18 protein-coding genes are annotated in these 23,058 nt (G+C 54.2%); 9 read left to right on the plus strand and 9 right to left on the minus strand.

The features are described from left to right. The first annotated feature begins 66 nt into the window (after positions 1-66). Genes JYB63_RS18945 through JYB63_RS18955 form a run of 3 tightly spaced genes read left to right on the plus strand, consistent with a single transcriptional unit; the run spans position 67 to position 3,970 of the window. The gene (locus JYB63_RS18945) at positions 67-987 is read left to right on the plus strand and encodes an AAA family ATPase (protein WP_205659495.1); all 921 of its coding nucleotides are present in this window, start codon (positions 67-69) and stop codon (positions 985-987) included. Continuing rightward, positions 987-1,985: a DUF58 domain-containing protein gene (locus JYB63_RS18950; RefSeq protein ID WP_205659496.1), complete on the plus strand. Its 999-nt coding sequence runs from the start codon at positions 987-989 to the stop codon at positions 1,983-1,985. The genes JYB63_RS18945 and JYB63_RS18950 overlap by 1 nt, the downstream gene beginning before the upstream one ends. Next, positions 1,985-3,970, plus strand: a complete 1,986-nt coding sequence (locus JYB63_RS18955; protein ID WP_205659497.1) for a transglutaminase TgpA family protein — start codon at positions 1,985-1,987, stop codon at positions 3,968-3,970. Before JYB63_RS18950 ends, JYB63_RS18955 begins: the two co-directional genes overlap by 1 nt. 86 nt (positions 3,971-4,056) lie before the next feature. Here JYB63_RS18955 and JYB63_RS18960 read toward each other — a convergent pair whose 3' ends face one another. The 3 genes from JYB63_RS18960 to JYB63_RS18970 form a co-directional block, all read right to left on the minus strand. Beyond that, a complete protein-coding gene (locus tag JYB63_RS18960; RefSeq protein ID WP_205659498.1) occupies positions 4,057-5,898 on the minus strand; it encodes a BCCT family transporter in 1,842 nt (613 codons plus the stop codon). A gap of 454 nt (positions 5,899-6,352) precedes the next feature. Further along, positions 6,353-7,351: a dipeptidase gene (locus tag JYB63_RS18965; RefSeq protein WP_207758417.1), complete on the minus strand. Its 999-nt coding sequence runs from the start codon at positions 7,349-7,351 to the stop codon at positions 6,353-6,355. 38 nt (positions 7,352-7,389) lie between these two features. Beyond that, complete coding sequence (locus tag JYB63_RS18970) at positions 7,390-8,850, minus strand: aldehyde dehydrogenase family protein (RefSeq protein ID WP_205659499.1); 1,461 nt, start codon at positions 8,848-8,850, stop codon at positions 7,390-7,392. 160 nt (positions 8,851-9,010) lie between these two features. Between JYB63_RS18970 and JYB63_RS18975 the strand changes: the two genes are divergently transcribed. From JYB63_RS18975 to JYB63_RS18990, 4 genes are all read left to right on the plus strand, one after another. Then, positions 9,011-9,931: a LysR family transcriptional regulator gene (locus JYB63_RS18975; RefSeq protein ID WP_205659500.1), complete on the plus strand. Its 921-nt coding sequence runs from the start codon at positions 9,011-9,013 to the stop codon at positions 9,929-9,931. 429 nt (positions 9,932-10,360) lie between these two features. Next, positions 10,361-12,106: a hypothetical protein gene (locus JYB63_RS18980; RefSeq protein WP_205659501.1), complete on the plus strand. Its 1,746-nt coding sequence runs from the start codon at positions 10,361-10,363 to the stop codon at positions 12,104-12,106. A 9-nt stretch (positions 12,107-12,115) separates the two neighbouring features. Beyond that, the gene (locus tag JYB63_RS18985) at positions 12,116-12,868 is read left to right on the plus strand and encodes a DUF3726 domain-containing protein (RefSeq protein WP_205659502.1); all 753 of its coding nucleotides are present in this window, start codon (positions 12,116-12,118) and stop codon (positions 12,866-12,868) included. Positions 12,869-13,008: 140 nt separating this feature from the next. Beyond that, positions 13,009-14,004, plus strand: a complete 996-nt coding sequence (locus tag JYB63_RS18990; RefSeq protein WP_205659503.1) for an Ldh family oxidoreductase — start codon at positions 13,009-13,011, stop codon at positions 14,002-14,004. A gap of 69 nt (positions 14,005-14,073) precedes the next feature. On the opposite strand, the gene JYB63_RS18995 is transcribed toward JYB63_RS18990, so the two are convergent. The 6 genes from JYB63_RS18995 to JYB63_RS19020 form a co-directional block, all read right to left on the minus strand. After that, positions 14,074-14,805, minus strand: coding sequence for a glutamine amidotransferase-related protein (locus JYB63_RS18995; RefSeq protein WP_205659504.1), 732 nt, complete (start codon positions 14,803-14,805; stop codon positions 14,074-14,076). Positions 14,806-14,974: 169 nt separating this feature from the next. Continuing rightward, positions 14,975-15,793: an ABC transporter permease subunit gene (locus JYB63_RS19000; protein ID WP_205658230.1), complete on the minus strand. Its 819-nt coding sequence runs from the start codon at positions 15,791-15,793 to the stop codon at positions 14,975-14,977. Next, the gene (locus JYB63_RS19005) at positions 15,793-16,704 is read right to left on the minus strand and encodes an ABC transporter permease subunit (protein ID WP_205658396.1); all 912 of its coding nucleotides are present in this window, start codon (positions 16,702-16,704) and stop codon (positions 15,793-15,795) included. Before JYB63_RS19005 ends, JYB63_RS19000 begins: the two co-directional genes overlap by 1 nt. Positions 16,705-16,751: 47 nt before the next feature. Next, on the minus strand, positions 16,752-17,930 hold the full coding sequence (locus JYB63_RS19010) for an ABC transporter ATP-binding protein (protein ID WP_205659505.1): 1,179 nt from the start codon (positions 17,928-17,930) through the stop codon (positions 16,752-16,754). Between the two features lie 183 nt (positions 17,931-18,113). Then, a complete protein-coding gene (locus tag JYB63_RS19015; protein ID WP_205659506.1) occupies positions 18,114-19,232 on the minus strand; it encodes an extracellular solute-binding protein in 1,119 nt (372 codons plus the stop codon). Positions 19,233-19,306: 74 nt separating this feature from the next. Further along, positions 19,307-20,695 carry a glutamine synthetase family protein gene (locus JYB63_RS19020; protein WP_205659507.1) on the minus strand — a complete coding sequence of 463 codons (1,389 nt, stop codon included), beginning with the start codon at positions 20,693-20,695 and terminating at the stop codon, positions 19,307-19,309. A gap of 405 nt (positions 20,696-21,100) precedes the next feature. Between JYB63_RS19020 and JYB63_RS19025 the strand changes: the two genes are divergently transcribed. Further along, a complete protein-coding gene (locus JYB63_RS19025) occupies positions 21,101-22,390 on the plus strand; it encodes an NAD(P)/FAD-dependent oxidoreductase (protein WP_205659508.1) in 1,290 nt (429 codons plus the stop codon). 100 nt (positions 22,391-22,490) lie between these two features. Further along, positions 22,491-23,033, plus strand: coding sequence for a cupin domain-containing protein (locus tag JYB63_RS19030; protein ID WP_205659509.1), 543 nt, complete (start codon positions 22,491-22,493; stop codon positions 23,031-23,033). Positions 23,034-23,058 lie beyond the last annotated feature (25 nt).

Consider the following 23,058-nt stretch of genomic DNA (forward strand, 5'->3'; position numbering starts at 1 on the left):
TATATATGTGACAAAAGAATACTTCCGGCGGTTTGACTGCCTTCTGAACTGAAAAGGACATAATCCATGCAGGAGAGACTGCAGCAACTGGCAGCGGTAATTGATGATGTATTGTTGGGTAAGCCGGAAGTTATCCGCTTATCACTGGCGTGTTTACTGGCGCGGGGACATCTGCTGATTGAAGATCTGCCGGGGCTTGGAAAAACTACACTGGCCCATGCGCTGGCTAAGGTGCTGGGACTTGATTACCAGCGGATACAGTTCACCAGCGATATGTTGCCGGGGGATATTCTTGGCGGTGCCATTTATGATCAGCAGCAGTCCGGCTTTCGTTTGCATAAAGGCCCGGTGTTTACCGAGCTGCTGCTGGCAGATGAAATTAACCGTACCTCACCCAAGACCCAGAGCGCCTTGCTGGAAGCAATGGAAGAACGGCAGGTGTCGCTGGACGGCCAGCGCCATGCTCTGCCGGAAGTGTTTTTTGTCATCGCGACCCAGAACCCCACTGAACAGTACGGTACCTTTCCGTTACCGGAATCTCAGCTGGACCGCTTCCTGATGCGGCTATCCATCGGCTATCCCACTGCTGAAGCTGAGGAAAAAATGCTGCTACAGGGAGGTGCTGCGGATCAGCTTGGCGGAGTGCAGCAACTGCTGACACCGGAGCAACTGCTGGAAGCTCAGAAGCTGGTCAGTCAGTTACAGGTTTCTTCAGCGGTGGTCAGTTATTTACAGCGGCTGGCACAGTACAGCCGGGACAGCCAGCATTTCAGTCTCGGCTTGTCTCCCCGGGGCAGTCTGGCGGTACTGAATGCCGCTAAGGCATGGGCATTTCTGCAGGGGCGGGCCTATGTATTACCGGATGATGTTCAGCAGGTGTTCCCGGCGGTTGCCGGGCACCGTCTGGTGGGTCGGGAGTTGCTGCATCCCGGTTCCGAACACGATCCTGCGACCTACCTGTTGTCTCAGGTAGATGTGCTCAGCTGATGCTTGCCCGGTTCTCTCTGGCAGAGCGGCTGGCGCGGCGGATGCGGCGCTGGGCCATTTCCCGGCATCCATCGGGGCATCATATCGAGCTCACTCAGCGGGTTATTTATATTTTTCCTACCCGGGCGGGCTTTGCCTACCTGGGGGTAAACCTGCTGATTCTGCTGCTGGCCATTAACTATCAGAATAATCTGGCCTATGCGGTGTGCTTCATGCTTGGGGCAGTCTTTCTGGTGTCGATTCTGCATACCTATGCCTGCCTGTCCGGCGTGGTGATCGAAACCGGCCGCTGTGATCCGGTGTTTGTCGGCGAGGATATCGGCTTTACCTATCAGCTACAGGCGGCGGACCGCCGGGTGAATCAGATTACCCTGGCGATTCATGATGCGGATTTGCGTTCAGTGGCCATCGAAGCGGGAGAAACAGTCAGACTGACGCTGTTCCGACAGGCACAGCAGCGGGGCTGGGATGAGGCCGGAGCGCTGTATGTGGAGTCCCGCTATCCGCTGGGGTTATTCCGGGCATGGAGCTGGGCGTCGCTGCAAAACCGCTGTCTGGTGTATCCCAAGCCGCTGCAGGCAAAGCTTCCGCCGCCTTTATCACCGGCAGCGGCAGAGGGTGGACGTCCTGTTGGCAGTCGGTTATCCGGGACTGATGCGTTTCAGGGGCTCGATGATTATCAGCCGGGGGATTCCATGAGCCGTATTGCCTGGAAGAAACTGGCCAGTGGTCAGGGGCTGAAGGTCCGCAGTTATACCGCGGAACAGGGACAGGAGTTCTGGCTGGATGCCAGTGTCTGGCCCGGCAGCCAGGAGGTTAAACTGTCAGAAATGACCTGGCAGGCATTACAGTATCACGCTCAGGATCAGACTTACGGCGTGCGGCTGGGCGGTACAGAAATTTCACCGGACCGGGGACGGAGTCATCTGGATACCGTGCTCAAACAGCTGGCGCTGAGCCCCGGCGCGGCAGGAACGTCCGGCAGCGGGGAGCCGTGATGAGTCTGTTTGCCCATCAGAAAACCGTGCCTAAAGAGGCGTTGCCGGCACTGAACGCCCGCCGCTGGATATTCTTCAGCACGGTGCTGTGTATGTTGCCTCAGGCGCTGCATATGCCGGTATGGATGTCATTGCTGGCCGGGGTTTTGCTGGTGTATGCCGGTTTGCGTCTGAACCGGGGCATTGCACAGCCACCGCGATTGCTGAAAGTGCTGGCGGTCTTAGTCGTTCTGACGGTGACCGCACTGAGCGTACTGGGTAAATCTACCCTGCTCGGTCTGGTGATTCTGCTGGTGATGGCCAATACCCTGAAGTTACTGGAGCTGCGCACCCGGCGGGATGTCTGGGTGGTGGTGCTGGTGAACTGTTTTATCATTGCCGCTGCCTATCTGTTTTCTACCAGTATGCTGTCCGGGGCGTACGGGGTGTTCTCTATCATCGTCCTGTTAGCCAGCCTGATTACCTTACACAGTGATTCTTCTTCCCTGTGGACTGTACGCTGGCAGCCGCTGAAAACGGCCAGTGTGCTACTGTTACAGGCTTTGCCGCTGGCGGTCCTGATCTTTCTTATTTTTCCCAGAATAGGCCCTTTGTGGAGTCTGGAGCTGGCAACTCCGTCTGCACGCACCGGGCTTTCAGACAGTCTCGCACCGGGGGAAATCAGTAATCTGTTGCGTTCTGATGAAATGGCATTCCGGGTAAGCTTTTCCGGTGATCCGGTGCCGGAACAGATGCGTTACTGGCGGGCGATGACCTTTGATCATTTTGATGGCCAGCGCTGGCAGATTGATGATGCTGAACTGCAAAGGCAGTTGCCGGATACCGCCTATGAAGGGGATTATCAGGTCATAGCGGAACCGGCGAGCAGCGCCTGGCTGATTGCGCTAACGCCGGTGAGCCGTGGCACCGGCGGGTTGAAGCTGTTTCCGGATGGCACTGTCAGAGCGCCTGAACCCTTACAACAACGTTTTACCTACAACCTGCCGTTGCAGGGCGATACCCGTGAAACGCTCAGCACGGCGGACAGGCGCCGTTACCTGCAGGTGCCGGAGGGTAATCCCCGGGCCCGGGCGCAGGTGGATCAGTGGCTGGCCGAGGGGCTGACACAACAACAGATTCTGGCGGCGATTCTGCAGCAGTACCGGCAGCATTTCAGTTATACCCTGTCGCCGGCCCGGTTGCAGGGGCACCGGGTGGATGAGTTTTTCTTTTCAACCCGGGAAGGCTTCTGTGAACACTTTGCCAGTGCCACCGGGCTGATGTTGCGGATGGCGGGTATTCCCACCCGTCTTGTCGGTGGCTATCTGGGGGGCGAATGGAACCCTTACAGTGAATATCTGCTGATCCGGCAGCGGGATGCCCATGCCTGGGTTGAGGCCTGGCTGGATGGCCGCTGGCAACGGATTGATCCTACCAGTGCGGTTGCGCCGGAGCGGGTTCTGGACGGTATAGAGGAGCTGTTACAGCAGTCTCCCGGTTATCTGGCGGATCAGCCGCTCAGTATGGTCAGGCTGGAGCAGCAGTTTGCCCTGTTAGCTGAGCTGCGCTTACGTTATCAGAGCCTGAATTACAGCTGGCACCGCTGGGTGCTGGGGTATGACAGCCGTCAGGAAGACTTACTGAAAAACTGGCTGGGTACCCTGGATTATCTTAAATCGGTATTGCTGGTGTTGCTGCCGGTTACGCTTCTACTGGTGGTGATTGGCTGGTGGCTGCTGCGGCCCAGACCCCGTTACCGGGATCAGATTTCACTGGATGCCGAGTACCTGTCAGACCGTTTGAGCCGAAAACAGCCGGAACTTGCAAGGGCTGCCGGGGAGACATTGCAGCAATACTGTCGCCGTGTTGCGGCTGTTTTTCCGGACCGTGCTGATGCGTTGATGGCCTGGGCGGATGCCGCCGGACAGGCGCAGTATGATGTTGAATCCGGGGCAAATATGAAGCTGTACCGGCGGCGTCTGAAGCACCTTAAACGGCAGTTGTAAGGTGTAGTCACCGGTTGGGTGATAATGAAATGCACATAAAAAAGCCCCCGTCAGTTACCTGACGGGGGCTTTTTTATTACAGCGGTTTAGTTAGTCGTGGTGGCTGATGGTTCAGCGCCCAGACCTTCTTTATCGCGGATGTCGTCACGGATCAGTGCTTTGATCATTGCCAGACACATCAGGAACATGATCATGGTGAACGGCAGTGCGCCGATGATCATTGCGTTCTTCAGGGCATCCATACCACCGCCGCCGGCGATCAGCAGGGTAGCAATTACCAGTGTCAGCAAAACACCCCAGATGATGCGGTGCAGGTGACCGGTTTCCTGAGCACCACCGGACATGATGGTGTTCATTACCAGAATACCGGAGTCAGCAGAGGTAACCAGGAAGGTCATGATCAGAACCACACACATGATGGTGATTGCAGACAGCAGGCCGCCATCAATCATCAGTGCCAGAGTCGCGAACAGCTTAGCGGTAGCAGATGCACCGATGATGCTGCCTTCAGCTACGCCGGACAGTTCCAGATCGATTGCAGTACCGCCCAGGATAGTCATCCAGGCGAAACATACCAGTGCCGGCGCAATTACCGCACCCAGAACGAATTCACGGATAGTACGGCCTTTAGAGATACGAGCCAGGAACAGACCTACGAATGGTGAGAATGCAATCCACCATGCCCAGTAGAAAGTGGTCCAGGCAGACTGCCAGCCAAACTGACGACCTTCTTCAGTTACTTCCCACATTGCCGCAGCAGTAGCGTCGAAGTTATCGGTTGCCTGCAGGGCAGCCGGCAGGCCAGCCTTGAAGGATTCGAAGTTACCCCATGGGCCGGTTGCATGAATCGCCTGCAGATCAGCAGGTGGCAGAGAGCGCGCAACTTCAGGCAGAGACGCAACAAAGCTGTCGTATGGTGTCGGGCCGTAAGCGCCGAACGACAGTGAAATGAAGTTCAGGATGTAATCAACCAGTGCTGTACCGTAAGTGGTCATGGCGAAGCCGAATGAACCGAAGAATACAAAGGTCAGCAACAGGATCAGAGACAGCACCAGGTTCAGGTTAGACAGGTATTTTACCCCGCGGCCCACACCGGATACTGCAGAAATGATCGACATGCCCATGATGGTGATCAGAGCCGCCAGCAAACCAACAGTGCTTGGTGCCGGTTTCGTGTCCAGATCTTTCATCAGCCATTCCATACCGGTAATGGCATAAACACCGTCAACCAGCTGGCTGATACCGAAACCGATGGTTACAGATACACCCAGAATGGTTGCCACAACACCCAGTACGTCAACCAGGTGACCAACAGGGCCGTTCAGGTGGCGACCCAGCAGAGGGGTCAGCGCAGAACGGATTGTCAGTGGCATGTTACGGGTGTACGCGTAGTAAGCCAGAGACAGACCGGTTACCACGTAGATCGCCCAGGCGTGGAAGCCGTAGTGCAGGAAGGTATAACGCATACCGGACTCAACGGCACCGGCGGTGTTCGCAACCGCATCGCCCGCCAGTACAACCGGGTTAGAACCCCACAGACCCATAGGCTCGGCGGTGGAGTAAACCATCAGACCAACACCCAGACCTGCGCCGAACATCATGGAGAACCATGAGAAATTTGAGAATTCAGGTTTTTCGCCTTCTTTACCGAGCCGGCGGCTACCCCAGGAAGGGACGACAGCAACAGCAAAACAGAAGAAAGCAAACAGACCAACTACAACGATGTAGAAGGAGTTGAAGGTATTCAGCAGAGTACCGTTCAATGAAGAGAGCATAGAGCCGGCATTATCAGGCCAGACCAGTGCCCAGAGAACCAGTAATGTCATAGAGACTTTACTGAGCATGGCAATAGGTAAACTGTAACCTTTATAAAAGCCTTCGGGAGAGGTTTTTACCTCTATATCCGTAAACGGCGGTGGGGTTTTCATGTTATTACCTCATGTTGTTATTTTTATGAGTACTTAACGGGAGCGTATAAGGTGATCCTTTCCTTAAAATATTAACTTTGCTGCTACGTAAATATGAGCAGGCTCGTATTCTGTTCAGCAGCACCGTTTTTATACCGCACAGGTATGTTCCGTTAATGCCTTCAACGCCTTGTCAGCTGCATGCCTGTCGCAGTGATAAGCGCATTTGCGCGCGGTATGCTTAGCCTGGAAACCGTAATGTCGGTTGCCTTTTCAGGTAACATTTTTATTTTTATACACCCAATAAAAATAAATTAAGTCGCCAGACTAACCATTCAATCTAACAGCGTTTATTTAATGCCTATATCATAAAAGCGAAAATAATTAGCAATTTTACATACAGGCAAAAATATTATTTCTGTCAGTTTTTAATTAAATATTCATTTAAAAAAACATGCATAACATTCAATAATTATTATGCGGGTTTCAGTGCCTCATCAAAAAAGTTTAACCAGTTCAGGCCCATTACTTTGGCAACGTCCTGCTCGCTGAAGCCACGGTCTAACAGGCCTTTTGTCAGGTTCGGGAAATCGCGGCTGTCTTTGAACCATTCCAGCGGACGGGGCCAGTCAGCATTGCTCTTTGAGCCTTCGCCGTAATCCATTTCTTTGGACCAGCGGCCGTTACGCATCCACTCAAGTACTTCCAGTGGCTGCTGCTGGCAAAGGTCAGTACCGATACCGATCTGATCGACACCCATCAGATCAGCGGTACGGGCAACCATGTCGCAGAATTCTTCCAGTGTGCAGTCCGGACCGTTCTTCAGGTGGAATGGGTACAGGCTGAAGCCCAGCAGGCCGCCGGACTCACCCAGTGCTTTCAGAACGGTATCGGATTTATTCCGCTTAGCCGGATGGAAGCTGTTCGGGTTAGCGTGGGAGATCACGATTGGTCGGCTGGAAATCTCAATGGCTTCCAGGGTGCTGCGCTCAGCACTGTGGCTCATGTCCACGATCATGCCGACCCGGTTCATCTCCGCGATAACCTGACGGCCAAAGCGGGTGACACCGCTGTCTTCAGCTTCGTAGCAACCGCAGGCCAGCAGGCTCTGGTTGTTATAGGTGAGCTGCATAATCATCAGATTCAGCTCACGCATAATGGCAACCATGTTGATGTCATCTTCGATCGGCGAGCAGTTCTGCGCGCCGAACATGATGCCGACTTTCCCCAGCTGTTTCGCCAGACGGATATCGTCAGCGGATTTAACCGGCATAATCAGATCGCCGTGCTGCTCGAACATACGGTTCCATTCGCCGATTCGTAACAGGGTTTCGCGAATCTGTTCGTGATAGACGATGGTGGCGTGAACCATAGTGACACCGCCGGCTTGCAGCTGTTCGAAAATCTCACGGCTCCAGTTGGAGTACTGCAGGCCATCGATGACGATCTGTTGGCGATGTATATCCAGATGCATGTTTAGCTCTCCTGATGACTGATTAAAGGCGGCTGACTTCAGGCGCGGATGTAGCTGGTTTTAACCACGGTGTAGAATTCTTTCGCATAGGTACCCTGCTCACGCGGGCCAAAGCTTGAATCCTTACGGCCACCGAACGGTACGTGGTAATCGGTACCGGCAGTTGGCAGGTTAACCATTACGCAACCGGTCTTGGCATTACGCTTGAAGTGCGTTGCGTACTGCAGAGACTGGGTGCAGATACCGCCGGTCAGGCCGAAGTTGGTATCGTTCAGGGTCGCCAGTGCTTCTTCGTAATCTTTAACCTTAATGACACAGGCCAGTGGCGCGAACGCTTCTTCACGGTTGATGGTCATGTCATTGGTGGTGTTGGTGAACAGCGCAGGCTGCATGTAATAACCTTCAACTTCTTCGCCGTTGAAGGTTTCAGTGAATACTTCACCGCCGCAAACCAGAGTCGCGCCTTCTTTCTTGGCCAGCTCCAGATATTCAACGTTCTGTTCCAGCTGACGGGCATCCGCAACTGCACCGATGTGTACGCCTTCCTTCAGCGGGTGACCCACAACCAGCTTAGCCATACGGGCCTGCATCGCTTCTACGAAACGGTCGTGAATGCCTTCGGTAACGATCAGACGGGAAGAGGCTGTACATTTCTGACCGGTACCGCCGAACGCACCACCTACAGCACATTCAACCGCGTTATCCAGATCAGCGTCGTCCAGAACGATCAGGGCGTTCTTGCTGCCCATTTCCAGCTGGCACTTAACCAGGTTACCGGCAGTGGCAGACGCAACTTTACGGCCAGTTTCCAGAGAACCGGTGAACGTCAGTGCGTTTACATCGCGGGAGTTGATCAGGACATCACCGACCTGGCTGCCCGGACCCATGACCAGGTTGAACGTACCGGCAGGCAGACCCTGACGGGAAATGATTTCAGTCAGCGCCCAAGCAGATGCAGGTACCTGGTTAGCAGGTTTCCATACAACCGCGTTACCGAATGCCAGTGCTGGAGCGATTTTCCAGGCACCGGTCGCTGTTGGGAAGTTCCATGGCGTGATGATACCGACAACACCGACCGGCTCGCGGCGGGTTTCAATTTCAATGCCCGGACGAACGGACTCTGCGGTTTCACCCATCTGGCGCAGCACTTCAGCGGCGTAGTAATGGAAGAACTGACCGGAACGGTAAACTTCACCGGCACCTTCAGCCAGGGTTTTACCCTCTTCACGGGCCAGAATGTTGCCCAGCTCGTCTTTACGGGCGATCAGTTCGTCACCGATAGCCATCAGTACAGAGTAACGCTGTTCCAGACCGCTTTTAGCCCACTCTTCCTGACCGGCAATCGCCGCCTGGATAGCCGCTTCAGTCTGTGCGCTGTCAGCCTGAGCGTACTGACCAATAACGTCACGGGTATCTGCCGGGCTGATGTTAGCAATGCTGCCGTTGTTGCCTGGCTGCCATTCACCGGCGATGTAGTTGTTGAATACCTGATCTGACATATTGATCTCCTGACTATCGGGATGTGGCGCCTGTCCTTAACTGCTTGTGCTTAACTGTTAGATAAGGGGCGCAATATAAAAATCTGTTGGAACCATAATAGGTCTCGTGCTGTAATAATAAAAATTAATAAATAATATTTTGTGATAAGGAGTTCTTATTATGTTGGCAGATCTGAAGATTGCGCAGCTGCGTCACTTCATCTGGGTGGCTGAACTCAAAGGCTTTCATGCCGCTGCAGAGCGGGCGCACCGTACCCAGCCGGCGATCTCCTTATCGATCCGCGATCTGGAAAATAAGCTTGGCGAAGCACTGTTTGAGAAGCATCATTCCAAGACCAATAAGACTGAACTGACACCGTTCGGGCATTATTTCCTGCCTAAGGCCAAAGAACTGATCAGTCATCATGACCGTGTTGCCGAAGATATGGAGCTGCTGGCCAAGCACCGCACCGGACATTTGCGGCTGGCATCGGTGCCTTCAATCGCCAGCCGGGTATTGCCGGCGCTGTTGCAGGATTTTGTGACGCAGGCCCCTGATCTGCACATCAGCTGTTTTGACGATAACTCCGATGCAGTGATCCGGATGATCGAAAACCAGCAGGTGGATTTTGGCCTGACCAACCTGTTAAAACCGGATCAGTACACCAACCTGACCTTTACCCCTATCTGGCAGGATGAAGTGGGCGTGGTGTGTCCGGCAGGGCATCCGCTGGCCGGTGAAGAAAGTATCGACTGGAAAGTGCTGAAGAATTACCGGTTAATCGGCAACGGTACCTCCCGGCTGCTGGAAGGCACAGATGCCGCTGGCCTGCTGGATAAGTCGCCGCTGTATGTCTCCAATATGATTTCCCTGCTGGCCATGCTGGATGCCGGCTTTGGTATCACCACGCTGCCGCGCTATGCGTTTCCTGAAAACAATCCGGACCTGAGTTTTGTACCGCTGCATTCCCCGCAGGTGATTCGCCGGATCGGGGTGGTGCAGCAGACGAACCGCTCACTGTCGCCCCCGGCCGAAGCCTTTTATAAATTTATACTGCAGCAATGTTGCAGCGATCAGGAAGGTGAACCCGGCAATCATTAAGGCCGAATGTTTGCCGTGAGGGCTGAATTTCAGTAGCTGCCGAAGTATATTCTGGCCGGAAATGGTATCCGGTGCTGTTTTTCTCAGACATACCGGGTAGCCCCCTGAAGCCTGTAAATCCTTAGTAAAAATAATATATTCGGTAATTTAGTAAGTTTTGCTTATCGCTTGATATAACCTTTTGATTTGATGCTGCAGCCAAATCCGCTGATTATGGTTTGTAAGGGAGCTTCGGATAATGCCAGCGATGCGCGGTGATTATGTCTGGCCCTAACTATAATAATCAGCGGCCCGGTCCGGGTACTGCACCATAATTTTCTATGCTGCTCTGAGGGATCTGCGCCTCCGTCTTTTCCGTATACACGTGTGTATAAGTCGGTTCGCAGGTTCTCTAACCACGAGACTGAGGTGTTCCATGAGGTTAAGACAATGACAGGGTCTGCAGCAATTCAGGCATCACTATACGGCAGCCATGCACTGCCACTCCGGCCCGCCGGGCAGGTTATGCAACTTGAGCGTCTGGGTGCAATGCACCAGAGCCGGCTGAGTTTTATGCGCTCGCTGGTGCGTCGCATTATGCGCGAACGCTGGCAAATCACACCGGCGCTGATGGAGCTGGATGATCAGGGCTATGGCCGGGTTATCTACCGTATCCAGGCACCACAGGGGTGCTACAGCTTCGTACTCTTCTCTGATTATTTATCCCCTGAAGACCGTAATGACCGGGTAATTGCCACGAAGTGGGACCTGACCATGGCACTGGTTGCCGGCGATCTGGCTGCTGAAGTGGCAGCAGGTGATGAAAGCTACCTGCAGAAACTGCGTGACAACGTGCCAAAACAGGAAGCCGGCCGGGTCGACAGCCGGGTATTTGTGCTGTCCCGTGCGAACCGCAGTGCCCGTAACTTCGACTATGTGGTTGAACAGCTGGCCCGTGGCGAACAGCCGGACGCCGCAAAAATTGCCAAAGTTGGCTACCTTTACCGCACCACTGCTGTGTATGGCAGCGGCAAGCTGGGCATGGCTGACTGGCAAAAAGTGCAGAGCCACTGGCTGGACTTTGCCCGGCCGTTCAGCGCTGAAATGTTTGTCTGTTTCATGCTACGTAATTTCAGCCTGTTACAGGCGGAGCACATTGCCAAAACCCGCAGCCCGGACACCTTTACACCAATGGAGTTGGGGCTCAAACGCTACTTCGGTATCGGTAACTCTACCGGCCTGGGGATGGCGCCGTACCTGATTAACCATCCGTTACTGATTAACCGCTGGGTTGAAATGCGCGAACTGGCGCTGGCCCGGATCTGTGCCATGGCTGAGCCGGACAGCAGTGTCCGTGACCGCTTTGGTGCGTTGCTGCAGCGTTGTGATCAGCACACCCGTGAAGTGTTCTGTGAAGACGAATGGCAGGAAAATAATAACCGGATGCTACTGGATGACCTGCAGCGTCTGAAGCAGCAAATGCTGGAAGGTATTACTGACTGGAACAGTCTGCTGCAATGGAGTACTGAAAACTGCTCTCTGCAGGGACAGGAGCTTCTGGTATCTGTACTGCTTGAGCTGTATCCGACCCTGGTCGATGAGCTGGAAAACCACTGCTGTGCCAATGAAGGTATGGACCTGGATCCGCAAATGACACTTGCTGAGCTGAAGTCACTGATTGAAACCCATTATGACTGGGCGCTGGATATCGACTTCTCACAATCGGAAGCGAAGCAAACCTTCTGGTACCGCTCTGAAGAGAAAATGGAACCCCGGTTAGGCGACTGTTCACTGGAGCCCGGTGCCGATAAGCAGATGCCTCTGGGGATCGGTTATCTGGTCCGTCAGTGTTATGACCAGTTGCAGGCATTTGCTGATAACGAACAGGCAACCTGTGCAGAGTTCTTACTGCAGCAGCCGCAGTCCCGCGGCATTGTCCGCCGTATTCAGGCGATGAGTCAGACACTGTTTGGAGAAATCCGCGCCAACCTGCTGGATAAAGAAGTGCTGCCAATGCACCTGCTGCGGGCCAAGCTGGCATTCTTCGGGGTCAGTAAGTTTGATCCCCGTTCTAAGCTATGGGTGCGAAACACCATGTTCCAGGGCGCGCCGTTACTGGAAGACATTGGCAAGCCGTTTGCTGATGACTGGTTCATGCCGCTGAATCCGCAATCCAATCCACAGACTGACCGTTAGGACGCTGCCATGTACGTATCACTGAATGAACTGAGTGCCGCGTTGCGCCGTTGCTTTGAAGCAAACGGTTACAGCGTTGGCCAGTATGAAGATGCCGCCAATGCCATTGTCTGGCTGGAACAGCATGGCTGCAAAGGGCTGGATGAGCTGTACCGCTCACTGCCGTTTCTGGAAACCGATCAGGTAAAACCCGGCAGCCAGATCAGCTATGAAGATGCTTCTTCCCTGGTACTGGAATGTACCGGTCGCAGCGCCCTGAATTGTGTCGCTGCCGCTGTGGATCTGGTACAGGTTAAAGCCCGCCATGCGGGTATTGCCACCCTGACACTGCATAACTGCCACAACCGTATGTTTGTGATGAAAGCATTGGCGGACTGTGGTCGCAGAGGCTTGAGTGCGGTGGCTTACTGGCAGAATGGTTCGGATGTTATTACCGAACATACTGCGGCCATCAGAGCCGGCGACAGCTATCCGAATTATGCCCGGGTAGAGCTGTCCCCTGAAGCACAGGGAGAAGCGGTGGAGCATCAGAGCCTGACATTACTCTGCACCCGCCAGCTGAACCTGACCTCATCCCTGCGTAATCAGCGCCAGGGGAAAGGCCTGCTGGAACTGAGTCCGCAACAGCTGGAAGAAAACGGCCGGATCTCACTGGATCAGGGTATCCATATTGATGCTCAGCTGTGGGCCAGTATCAATGATATTGGCAATGCGGTACTGGTTGAAAACAGCGAAAGCTCACGTCAGGGAGCAGGAGAATAAGCGTATAAATTATGTTCTCTGCAGGTCACTGAGTATCTGAATTCAACGGGATAAACCGGCGCTAAGCCGGTTTATCCCGTGTGCGTTCAGGGTACCGGTACATGCAGAGCCCCGGAATTGAATGACAGGAGAGAAGATATATGCCGGTTTTATCACTGGAAGAGATTCGTCAGCTGAGTTATGACGCACTGCGCCGTTGTGGTGCCAACGAAAAACACGCTACTGCGGTGGCACTTGAACTGATGGATGCGGAAGCCGAAGGAATCCGTAACGTGGGTCTGGGGTATATCCATCTCTACCTGAATCATCTGAAATGCGGCAAGGTAGTCGGCGATGCCAAGCCTGAAATCGTACGTCAGAGTGCTGCAGCGACGCTGGTGAATGCCCGTCATGGCTTCTGTCATACGGCGTATCTGCATGCTGAAGAAGCGCTGATCGAAGCGACCCTGCGTGAGGGTGTAGGTATGCTGGCAATCCAGCAGTCATACTCTGCCGGTGTACTGGGCTGGTTCGTGCGACGTCTGGCACAGCGTGGCCTGGTCTCTCTGATGTTTGCTAACTCCTCCAAAGCGGTTGCCGCTCACGGCGGTAAGGTACCTTTCTTCGGTACCAACCCGTTTGCCTTTGGTTCTCCAAGGGATGGTCACTCTCCGGTGATCGTGGACATGGCGACGGCCTCTACTGCCCGGGTGAACATTGTGAAAGCCGCCAATGCCGGTGAACCGATCGAACTGGGACATGCCATTGATGCTGATGGTAATCCAACCACCGATGCAGCTGCCGCACTGAAAGGTGCTCAGTTACCGGTAGGCGGTCCGAAAGGGTTTGGCATTGGCTTAATCGTGGATCTGCTGGGCGGTGCCCTGACCGGCAGTAACTGCTCCTATGAAGCATCCATGTTCTCTACCAATGACGGCGGCCCACCAAACGTTGGCCAGACCATCATTGCATTTAACCCTGACTTCTACAGCGAAGGCTATCTGCAGCATCTGGAAACCATGTTTACGGCGCTGACTGATGACAACGATGTCCGTATCCCGGGCGAGCGCCGCCAGTCTCTGCGTGAACAGCATGAACGTGACGGCGTGGAAGTTCCGCAGGAACTGCTGGATAAGATTGCTGCACTGTCTGAATAACCGGCTGTCAGGCATAAAGAAAAGCCCGTGCACTGCACGGGCTTTTTGTTTTCAGAGAGGCTGGCCGGCTCAGTTTGCCGGGCGCTGTAACAGGACGTTGGCCATCCAGTGGGACACTTCGGCAGAGTCGATACGGGCGTTTTCAGCGGCCAGTGACTCCAGTCCTTTTTGTGCATGCTCGTGGGGGATGCCAGCTCCGTCACGGAACTGCAGCAGGGCATCTTCAAATTCCATGGTGAATTCCGGGTGGCCCTGGAAGGTCATGATGCGGTCACCGTACAGCAGGCCGGCATACTGGCAGAAATCAGAGCTGGCAAACACCTCGGCGCTGGCCGGTTTCTCCACCACCTGATCCTGATGAACTGCGTTGATGGTAAACGGCTTACCGGCTACTTCTGCTGGAATATACGGGCTGTCGCTGACCAGTTGATAGGTTTGCAGGCCCAGGCCCCATTCTCCGTTATATTTAATGACTTTGCCGCCAAACGCTTCCGCAATAATCTGATGACCAAAGCAGATGCCCAGTAACGGTTTTTGCTGTTGGTGAATCTCCATGATCAGGGTTTTCAGGCGCTGCATCCATTGCTGATTTTCGTAGACGCCGGATTTAGAGCCGGTAATGATCCAGCTGTCGCACACTTCCGGGCCGACAGGGAATACGTCTTCGCGAACGTCATAAATATCATACTCAAAGTCATATTCAGCGGTGTTGAACAGCTGAACGAACATATCGGCGTAGGTGCCGAACTGAGCCTGTAATTCCTCCGGTGTGATGCCGGCGGCGAGAATACCAACTTTCATAAAAAGCCTTTACTGAAGAGTTAACTGCAAATTGTTCCGGTGCGGTGTTCAGCGCACCTGATAATGGTGGTTATTTTATAATCAGTGCGGAAGGGTTAACAGTGTTATCCCCACCGCTGATCTGTTTTTAGCCGCCGTCCGGCGATGACCGGAATGGCGGCTAACTGTATTAATCAATCCGGTTCAGCATCCGGTTCTGGCGGCGCATCTGCCAGATGGCACCGATCACACCGATCGCCACAATGCCGATCATGATGGTGGCAAGTGCATTCACTTCCGGCGTTACCCCTAAACGTACCTTGGAGAAGATCACCATTGGCAGGGTGCTGTTACCCGGGCCGGAAACGAAGCTGGCGATGACCAGATCATCCAGCGACAGGGTGAATGACAGCAGCCAGCCGGAGATGATCGCTGGGGAGATTAGCGGCAGCGTTACCAGGAAGAACAGGCTGAAGGGCTTGGCGCCCAGGTCCATTGCCGCTTCTTCCAGCGATTCGTCCATGGCCGATAAGCGTGACTGCACGATCACTGCTACATAGGCCAGACAGAAGGTACTGTGGGCAATGATGATGGTGCCGATGCCCCGGCCGGACGGCCAGCCAAAGGCCCCTTCCATCGCCACGAACAGCAGCAACAGGGACAGACCGGTGATTACTTCCGGCATCACCAGCGGCGCGGTGATCCACCCGGAGAGAATCAGCTTGCCCGGGAAACGGCCCATCCGTGACAGCACGAAACCCGCCAGGGTGCCCAGCACCACCGCAATGGTGGCACTGAAGAAAGCGACTTTCAGACTCAGCCAGGCGGCGGTCATGATCTGTTCATTGCTGAACAGCGCGGTGTACCATTTCAGGGACCAGCCGCCCCACACGGTCACCAGCTTGGATTTGTTGAAACTGTAGACGATCAGCGCAATGATCGGTGCGTACAGGAAGATAAAGCCCAGTGTCGCGCTGGTGTTCAGGAACAGCGATTTACGTTGTTGCATCAGGCAAGCTCCTTCCCGGAATTAGTGTTTCGGATCAGCATGATCGGCAGTACCAGCACGATCAGCATCACAGTCGCGACGGCAGACGCCATTGGCCAGTCACGGTTGAGGAAGAACTCGTCCCACAGCACTTTACCGATCATCAGGGTGTCGGAGCCGCCCAGCAGGGCCGGTATCACGTACTCACCCACCGCCGGTATGAATACCAGTAAGCAGCCGGCGATGATGCCTGGTATCGCCTGTGGCAGGGTAATGAGGAAGAAGTTCTGCAGCGGGCGGCCACCCAGATCTTCTGCCGCTTCCAGCAGCGTCAGGTCCATTTTTTCCAGCGTGGTATAGAGCGGCAACACCATGAACGGCAGGTAGGTGTAAACAATGCCGATGTAGACCGCAAAGTCGGTCTGCAGCATGGTCAGCGGCTGATCCACCAGACCGAAGGTCATCAGGAATTCGTTGATCAGACCGTTCTTTTTCAGGAAGCCCATCCAGGCGTATACCCGCAGCAGGAAGGAGGTCCAGAACGGCAGGATCACCAGCGACAGCAGTAAAATCCGGGTGGTGGATTTGCTGCGGGCAATCAGGTACGCCATCGGGAAGGCCACTAACAGGGTAAAGAAGGTGGACACCGCCGCAATGCGGATCGAGCTTAAATAGGCCTCCAGATAGAAGGCATCTTCAAACAGGTACAGGTAGTTGCCCAGGTTCAGCTTCAGGGTGGCGAAAGACTCTTCCGGGTCCCACTCCAGCAGGGAGCTGTACGGCGGGATCGAAATGGTCGGTTCCGCCAGGGAGATTTTGAACACCACCAGAAACGGCACAAAGAAGAAGATTGCCAGCCACAGGCTTGGCAGGGAGATGACCGTCCAGCGGCCAATGCTCAGGTGGCGTAATGCATAAATCAGGCGCCCCATGCCTGACGCCGGCTTCTGGCCGGGAATATTCAGGGAAACCGGGGCGTTCATGAGGTCAGTACCACGCTGCTGTCAGCGTTCCAGGACAGGTAGACCTGATCTTCCCAGGTGAAGCGTTCGCCCATGTTGCGGGAGAAGTTTGGCTGGGTAACCCGCACTTCTTTGCCGCTCGGCAGGCGAATGCGGAATACGGACATGCTGCCCATGTAGGCGATTTCTTCGATGGTGCCGACAATGCAGTTAACGTCCTGGTCCGGCTTACGGCGGCTGACCTTGATCTTCTCCGGGCGCAGGGCCACAAAGACTTTCTGGTTCGGCGCACAGCTAATGCCGTGATCCACGTACAGCTCGCCGCCGGCTTCTTTGGAGTGAATTCGCACACTGTCCGGCTCATCTTCGATGACCTTGCCTTCGAACATGTTCACCGAACCGATGAACTCTGCCACGAAGCGGCTGTTCGGGTATTCGTACACGTCGTGAGGTTCAGCGGTCTGGACGATCTTGCCCTGATCCATAACGCCGATGCGGGTCGACAGGGTCATGGCCTCTTCCTGGTCGTGGGTCACCACCACGAAAGTTACGCCGAGTTTTTCCTGAATATTAATCAGCTCAAACTGGGTCTCTTCCCGGAGCTTTTTATCCAGCGCACCCAGAGGCTCATCCAGCAATAACAGTTTTGGCTGTTTGATCAGGGAACGGGCCAGGGCGATCCGCTGACGCTGACCGCCGGATAGCTGATGCGGTTTACGCTTGTTCAGGTGGCCCATCTGTACCAGTTCCAGCATCTGAGCAACCCGCTCGCGCACTTCTGCACGGGGCACCCCTTCACGCTTCAGACCAAAGGCCACGTTCTCTTCCACGCTCAGGTGCGGGAACAGCGCGTAAGACTGAAACATCATATTCACTGGCCGCTTCCACGGCTGAATGCCGGACATGTCCACGCCGTCGATGATGATCTTACCGGAGGTAGGTGTCTCAAAACCGGCCAGCATGCGCAACAGGGTACTCTTACCGGAACCGGAGCCGCCCAGCAGACAGAACAGTTCGTTCTTGTAGATATCCAGCGAGATGTTGTCCACGGCGGTAAAGTCACCAAACTTCTTGGTGATGTTTTCAATCCGCAGGAATGGCTGGGCGCCGTCCTGTTTCCAGGCAGGTATCTGGTCCACAGGGGCGATATTCGGCTGTTCAGTGCCGTCGGTATCGATGCGTTGCGCGTGTGTCATGGGGAGGCCTCCGATGACGTCTTATAATTATTGATGACAATGGCACGGCGGGCTCTGGGCCTGCGCGGTACCAGCTTCTCACGGTTAATGGATAAACCTTTGTTATGTCTGCCGATGACGGTCATGACAAAGGTTTATCCATCGGGTGTCACCGGCAGCAGTACTGCCGGTGACCGACGGTGATCAGCGGTTGGCTTTTACATCCGTCCACAGACGGGTCAGTACCCGGTCGATTTTCTTCGGCAGTACTTTCAGTGAGAACAGGTTCTGCTTCACATCTTCCGGCGGATAGATGGTTTCATCGTTAACGATGGCTTCATCAATCAGGCTGGTGGATGCCTTGTTGGCGTTAGCGTACGCCACGTAGTTGGAAATACCGGCAATTACTTCAGGGCGCAGCAGATAGTTCAGCATCTCGTGGGCTTTGTCGGTGTTTTTGGCGTCAGCGGGGATGGCCAGCATATCGAACCATACCGCAGTACCTTCTTTCGGAATGCTGTAGGCGACTTTCACACCGTTGTTACTTTCTTCCGCCCGGGCAGCGGCCTGCAGCACGTCACCGGACCAGCCGATGGCAACGCAGATGTCACCGTTGGCCAGATCGTTGATGTACTGGGAGGAGTGGAAGTAGGTGATATACGGACGGACTGATTTCAGCAGCTTGCCGGCGTCGGAGTTTTTGCTGTAATCCTTTTTATCAAAACTGTTCGGGTTTTTACCCACATAGTTCTGGGCAATCGGCACGATTTCACCCGGTGCATCCAGAAAGGCTACGCCACACTTGGCCAGCTTTTCCATGTTTTCCGGTTTGAATACCAGATCCAGGCTGTCCACCGGGGCGTCTTCACCCAGTGCGGCTTTAACCTGCTCAACGTTATAACCAATGCCGGTGGTGCCCCACAGGTACGGAATGGCGTATTTGTTTTCCGGATCAACTTCGGTGAGCACCTTCATTAGACCTTCATCAAGGTTGGCATAGTTGGTCAGTTTGGACTTATCCAGTGGCTGGAAAACCCCGGCGGTGATCTGACGTCCCAGAAACTGTGAACCCGGTACGACCAGGTCAAAACCTGAACCGCCGGCCATCAGCTTGGCTTCCAGTACTTCATTACTGTCGAATACGTCGTAGGTAACATCAAAGCCTGCTTCTTTCTGGAAGTTGTCGATGGTGTCACCGGCAATGTAGTCCGACCAGTTGTAGAACTTCAGGCTTTCTTCGCTGGCGGATGCCGGCATGGCCAGTGCGGTGCTCAGGGCAACAGCGGCGGCCAGAGTAGTACGGGAAGCGGAAACGTCGATCATTTTGTGTAACCTCGTTTTTATTGTTGTTTAACATCCGGTTGCCGCGGTGAGGTACCGCGGGCCGGTTAAGGTAATTACACCGTGGTCAGAAACCACTGGCTTTCGAGCGCCGTGACATGACGCTCAAACTCAGACAATTCTTCGCGTTTGCAAACAATGTATAAATCCAGAAATTCCGGGGTGAAGTATTCGCGTAGCAGGTTGCTGTCCTGCATCTGTTGCAGGGCGTCATGCATCCGGGTTGGCAGGCCGACACCGTCCTGAGCAAAGGCGTTGCCTTCGATGCGCGGTTTCGCCGGCGCCTGAGCCTGGCTCACGCCGTAGTGAATACCGGCCAGAATGGATGCCATGACCAGATAAGGGTTGGCATCCGCGCCGGAAACCCGGTGCTCAATCCGTTTGGCGCTGTTGCCGCTGGCAGGAATCCGCAGTGATGTGGTGCGGTTATCCACACCCCAGTTAGGGGCCATTGGCACGTAATATTCCGGGCGCATGCGGCGGTAGGAGTTTACGTTCGGACAGAAAAACGCCATGGAGGCTGGCATGAATTCCAGCAGGCCGGCGATGGCATGTTCCATTGTCTGGCTGTACTCTCGGCCTTCTTCGGCCAGTACATTGTTACCCGCTTCATCCACCAGACTGACGTGAATATGGGTGCCGCTGCCGGCTTCCTCTTCGTATGGCTTGGCCATGAATGAAGCTTCCATACCGTGTTTTTCGGCGACGGCTTTAATCACCCGCTTGAGCAGGATGGCGTTATCGCAGGCTGCCAGCGGATCATCCTGATGCTTGAGGTTGATTTCGAACTGGCCCGGCGCATATTCGGCCACGGCGGTATCCGCCGGAATATTCTGCGCGGCGGTGTAGTTGGCGATGTCTTCAAGGAATTCGCTGTATTCATCAAGAATGTTTACTGAGTACACCTGGGTGTGTTCTTCACGCTGGCCGGTACGGGGAGAGATCGGTGGCAGGGGGAAGCCCTTGCTATCACGCTTGGGATCAACCAGATAAAACTCCAGCTCTACTGCAACCACCGGGGTCAGCCCCATATCCGTCAGGCGTTTGGTGATGTTGCTCAGCACGTGGCGGGGGTCGGCAAAGTAAGGCTGGCCATCCGGCTCGTACATGCTCATCAGTGCCTGAGCGGTCGGGCGGCGCTGCCAGGGTGCCAGTGTCAGGCTCTCAGGGTTGAGCAGGCACAGCCTGTCCGGTTCGCCGATATGCAGGCCCAGCCCACAGTCTTCTACCGTTTTACCGGTGATATCCAGTGAAAACAGGGAGGCCGGCAGACTAACGCCGTCTTCCATTGCATGGTCCAGTGCACTGCATTCAATGCGCTTGCCCCGGGTGACGCCGTTCAGATCGCTGATGAGTAAATCCACAGCTTTAATTTCAGGGTGCTTATCCAGCAGGGCGGCGGTGGCAGGGTGTTGGTGACTGTGATTCTGTGATTGCTCGGACATGGGATGCCTTTTTGTTTTTGTACTGCGTGGCCCGGAAACCTGTTATTAAGTGCGTCGGGTTTTATGCAAGTGATCAATATAATGTTCAACTGGGTATTAAATTAGGTTTTTGGTGGGTATGAGTCAAGAGAAAATTGATCATATTTTTTACAATACTATTGTCTAAAGGCCTTTATATCCATAATATGATCAAAAAAATGATCACTTGGTGTGGCTGTTTTTAAAGGTGATTTTTCTGTAAATCTTAATTTAATCAATGTGTTAGTAAGTTTTTTTAGATAGATCACTGTTTTTTGCAGGGCTTAAATAGGCCTTTTTTGTTGTTTTCTGTTCATGGCGTGCCGGGCAGAAGATTGTGCAAAATTCACTTCAGCCGGCTATAACACGTTACTTCGGAGAGAGCAGATGCAGGCGCAATACTGTGATAATTACTACGCGAATTCCCTGAACGGGACCACCGACTATCCCCGGTTGGAAGGTGAGCATCAGGTGGATGTGGCGATCGTCGGAGGCGGATTTACCGGTGTGGCAACCGCGGTTGAGCTGGCGGAAAAAGGCTACAAAGTGGCCATTATTGAAGCGAATAAAATTGGCTGGGGAGCAACCGGCCGCAACGGTGGTCAGGTCACCGGGTCGCTGTCCGGTGACAAAGCTTTGCTGAAACAACTGGTACCGAAAATGGGTAAGGCGGGGGAAGACTTTGTCTGGAACCTGCGCTGGCGGGGCCATGAAATCATTAAGTCCCGGGTGGAAAAATACGGTATCCAGTGTGACCTTAAGCACGGGCATCTGCACACTGCCTATAAGCCTTCTCATATGCAGGAACTGGAAGAAAGTTATAACGAAGCGGTGGAGCGGGGCATGGGGGATGATGTCACCCTGCTGTCAGCCGCACAGATTCCTGACTATCTGGAAACCGATATTTACCACGGCGGGGTGCTGAATACTCGCAATATGCACCTGCATTCCCTGAACCTGTGTATCGGCGAGGCCCGGGCGGCCGAGTCTATGGGGGCGCTGATTTTTGAAAATTCAAAGGTGCTGGATATTCAGCACGGTGCAACGCCGGCGGTGATTACGGAACAGGGTAAGGTGACCGCCAAGTCGGTGATTCTGGCGGGCAATGCCTACCACCGTCTCGGGGGAATGAAGATGAAAGGCATGATCATTCCAGCCTGCGGTGGCAACGTGGTGACCAAACCCTTGGGGGACGAGGTCGCCAGCCAGATAAACCCGAAAGATTTGGCGGTGTATGACTGCCGTTTCGTGCTGGATTATTACCGCCTGACCGCCGACAAGCGGCTGATGTTCGGCGGCGGCGCAAACTATTCCGGCCGGGAGTCCCGGGATATCCGTGCGGAGCTGCGCCCAGGCATTGAAAAGACCTTCCCCCGCTTAAAAGGTGTGGAGATCGAATATGCCTGGAGTGGCATGATGGGCATTGTGGTCAACCGGATTCCGCAGCTGGGTAAGCTGTCGGATAACGTCTATTACGCGCAAGGATATTCCGGCCACGGCATCGGCCTAACCCACATCATTGCGGAAATTATGGGGGATGCGGTTGCCGGATCCATGGAGAAGTTTGATGTCTTTGCCGACATCAGCCATATCCGTTTGCCATTTGGTGAATGGGTCAGTGGCCAGATGATGGCCGCAGGGATGTGGTACTACGGCATGCTGGAAAAGCTGCGTTAAGCGTCATGCTTTGGGACGGCACGGCGTATGTGGGTCTGCATTCGTGTGCCGTCTGCTGATACAATGCTGCTCAAACGAGCTGTCAACGAAAGGTAAATGCGTGGAAGTAGGTGACCGGTTAAAAAAAATCCGCCAGATTTATGGGCTTTCCCAGCGCGAGCTGGCGAAACGTGTTGGCTTAACTAACAGCACTATTTCGATGATCGAGCGTAATGCGGTCAGCCCGTCTGTGGCCTCGCTGAAGAAAATTCTCAGCGGCATTCCGATGACGGTCACTGAGTTTTTTACCGCCGATATTGAAGCCAAACGGCAGGTGGTTTATCGCCCTGATGAACTGATCGATATGGGCACCGATGATATCCACTGGAAGCTGGTGGGTAATCCGGATAACAAACGGACCCTGGCATTCTTCATCGAATGTTACGAGCCGGGTGCGGATACCGGTACTGAACTGATGGAGCATGAAGGCGAAGAAGCCGGTACGGTGATTGAAGGGAAGATTGAGCTGACCGTTGGCGGTGAAGTCTTCAATCTGGAGCAGGGTGACAGCTATAACTTCCAGACAAAAATTCCCCACCGTTTCCGTAATAAAACCAATAAACAGTGCCGGATTGTCAGTGCTCACACACCGCCGTCGTTCTGATTTTGCGGTAAATCTGATCTGAGTT

Source organism: Aliamphritea spongicola (genome assembly GCF_017051665.1).
In the GTDB taxonomy this organism is placed as follows: domain Bacteria; phylum Pseudomonadota; class Gammaproteobacteria; order Pseudomonadales; family Balneatricaceae; genus Amphritea; species Amphritea spongicola.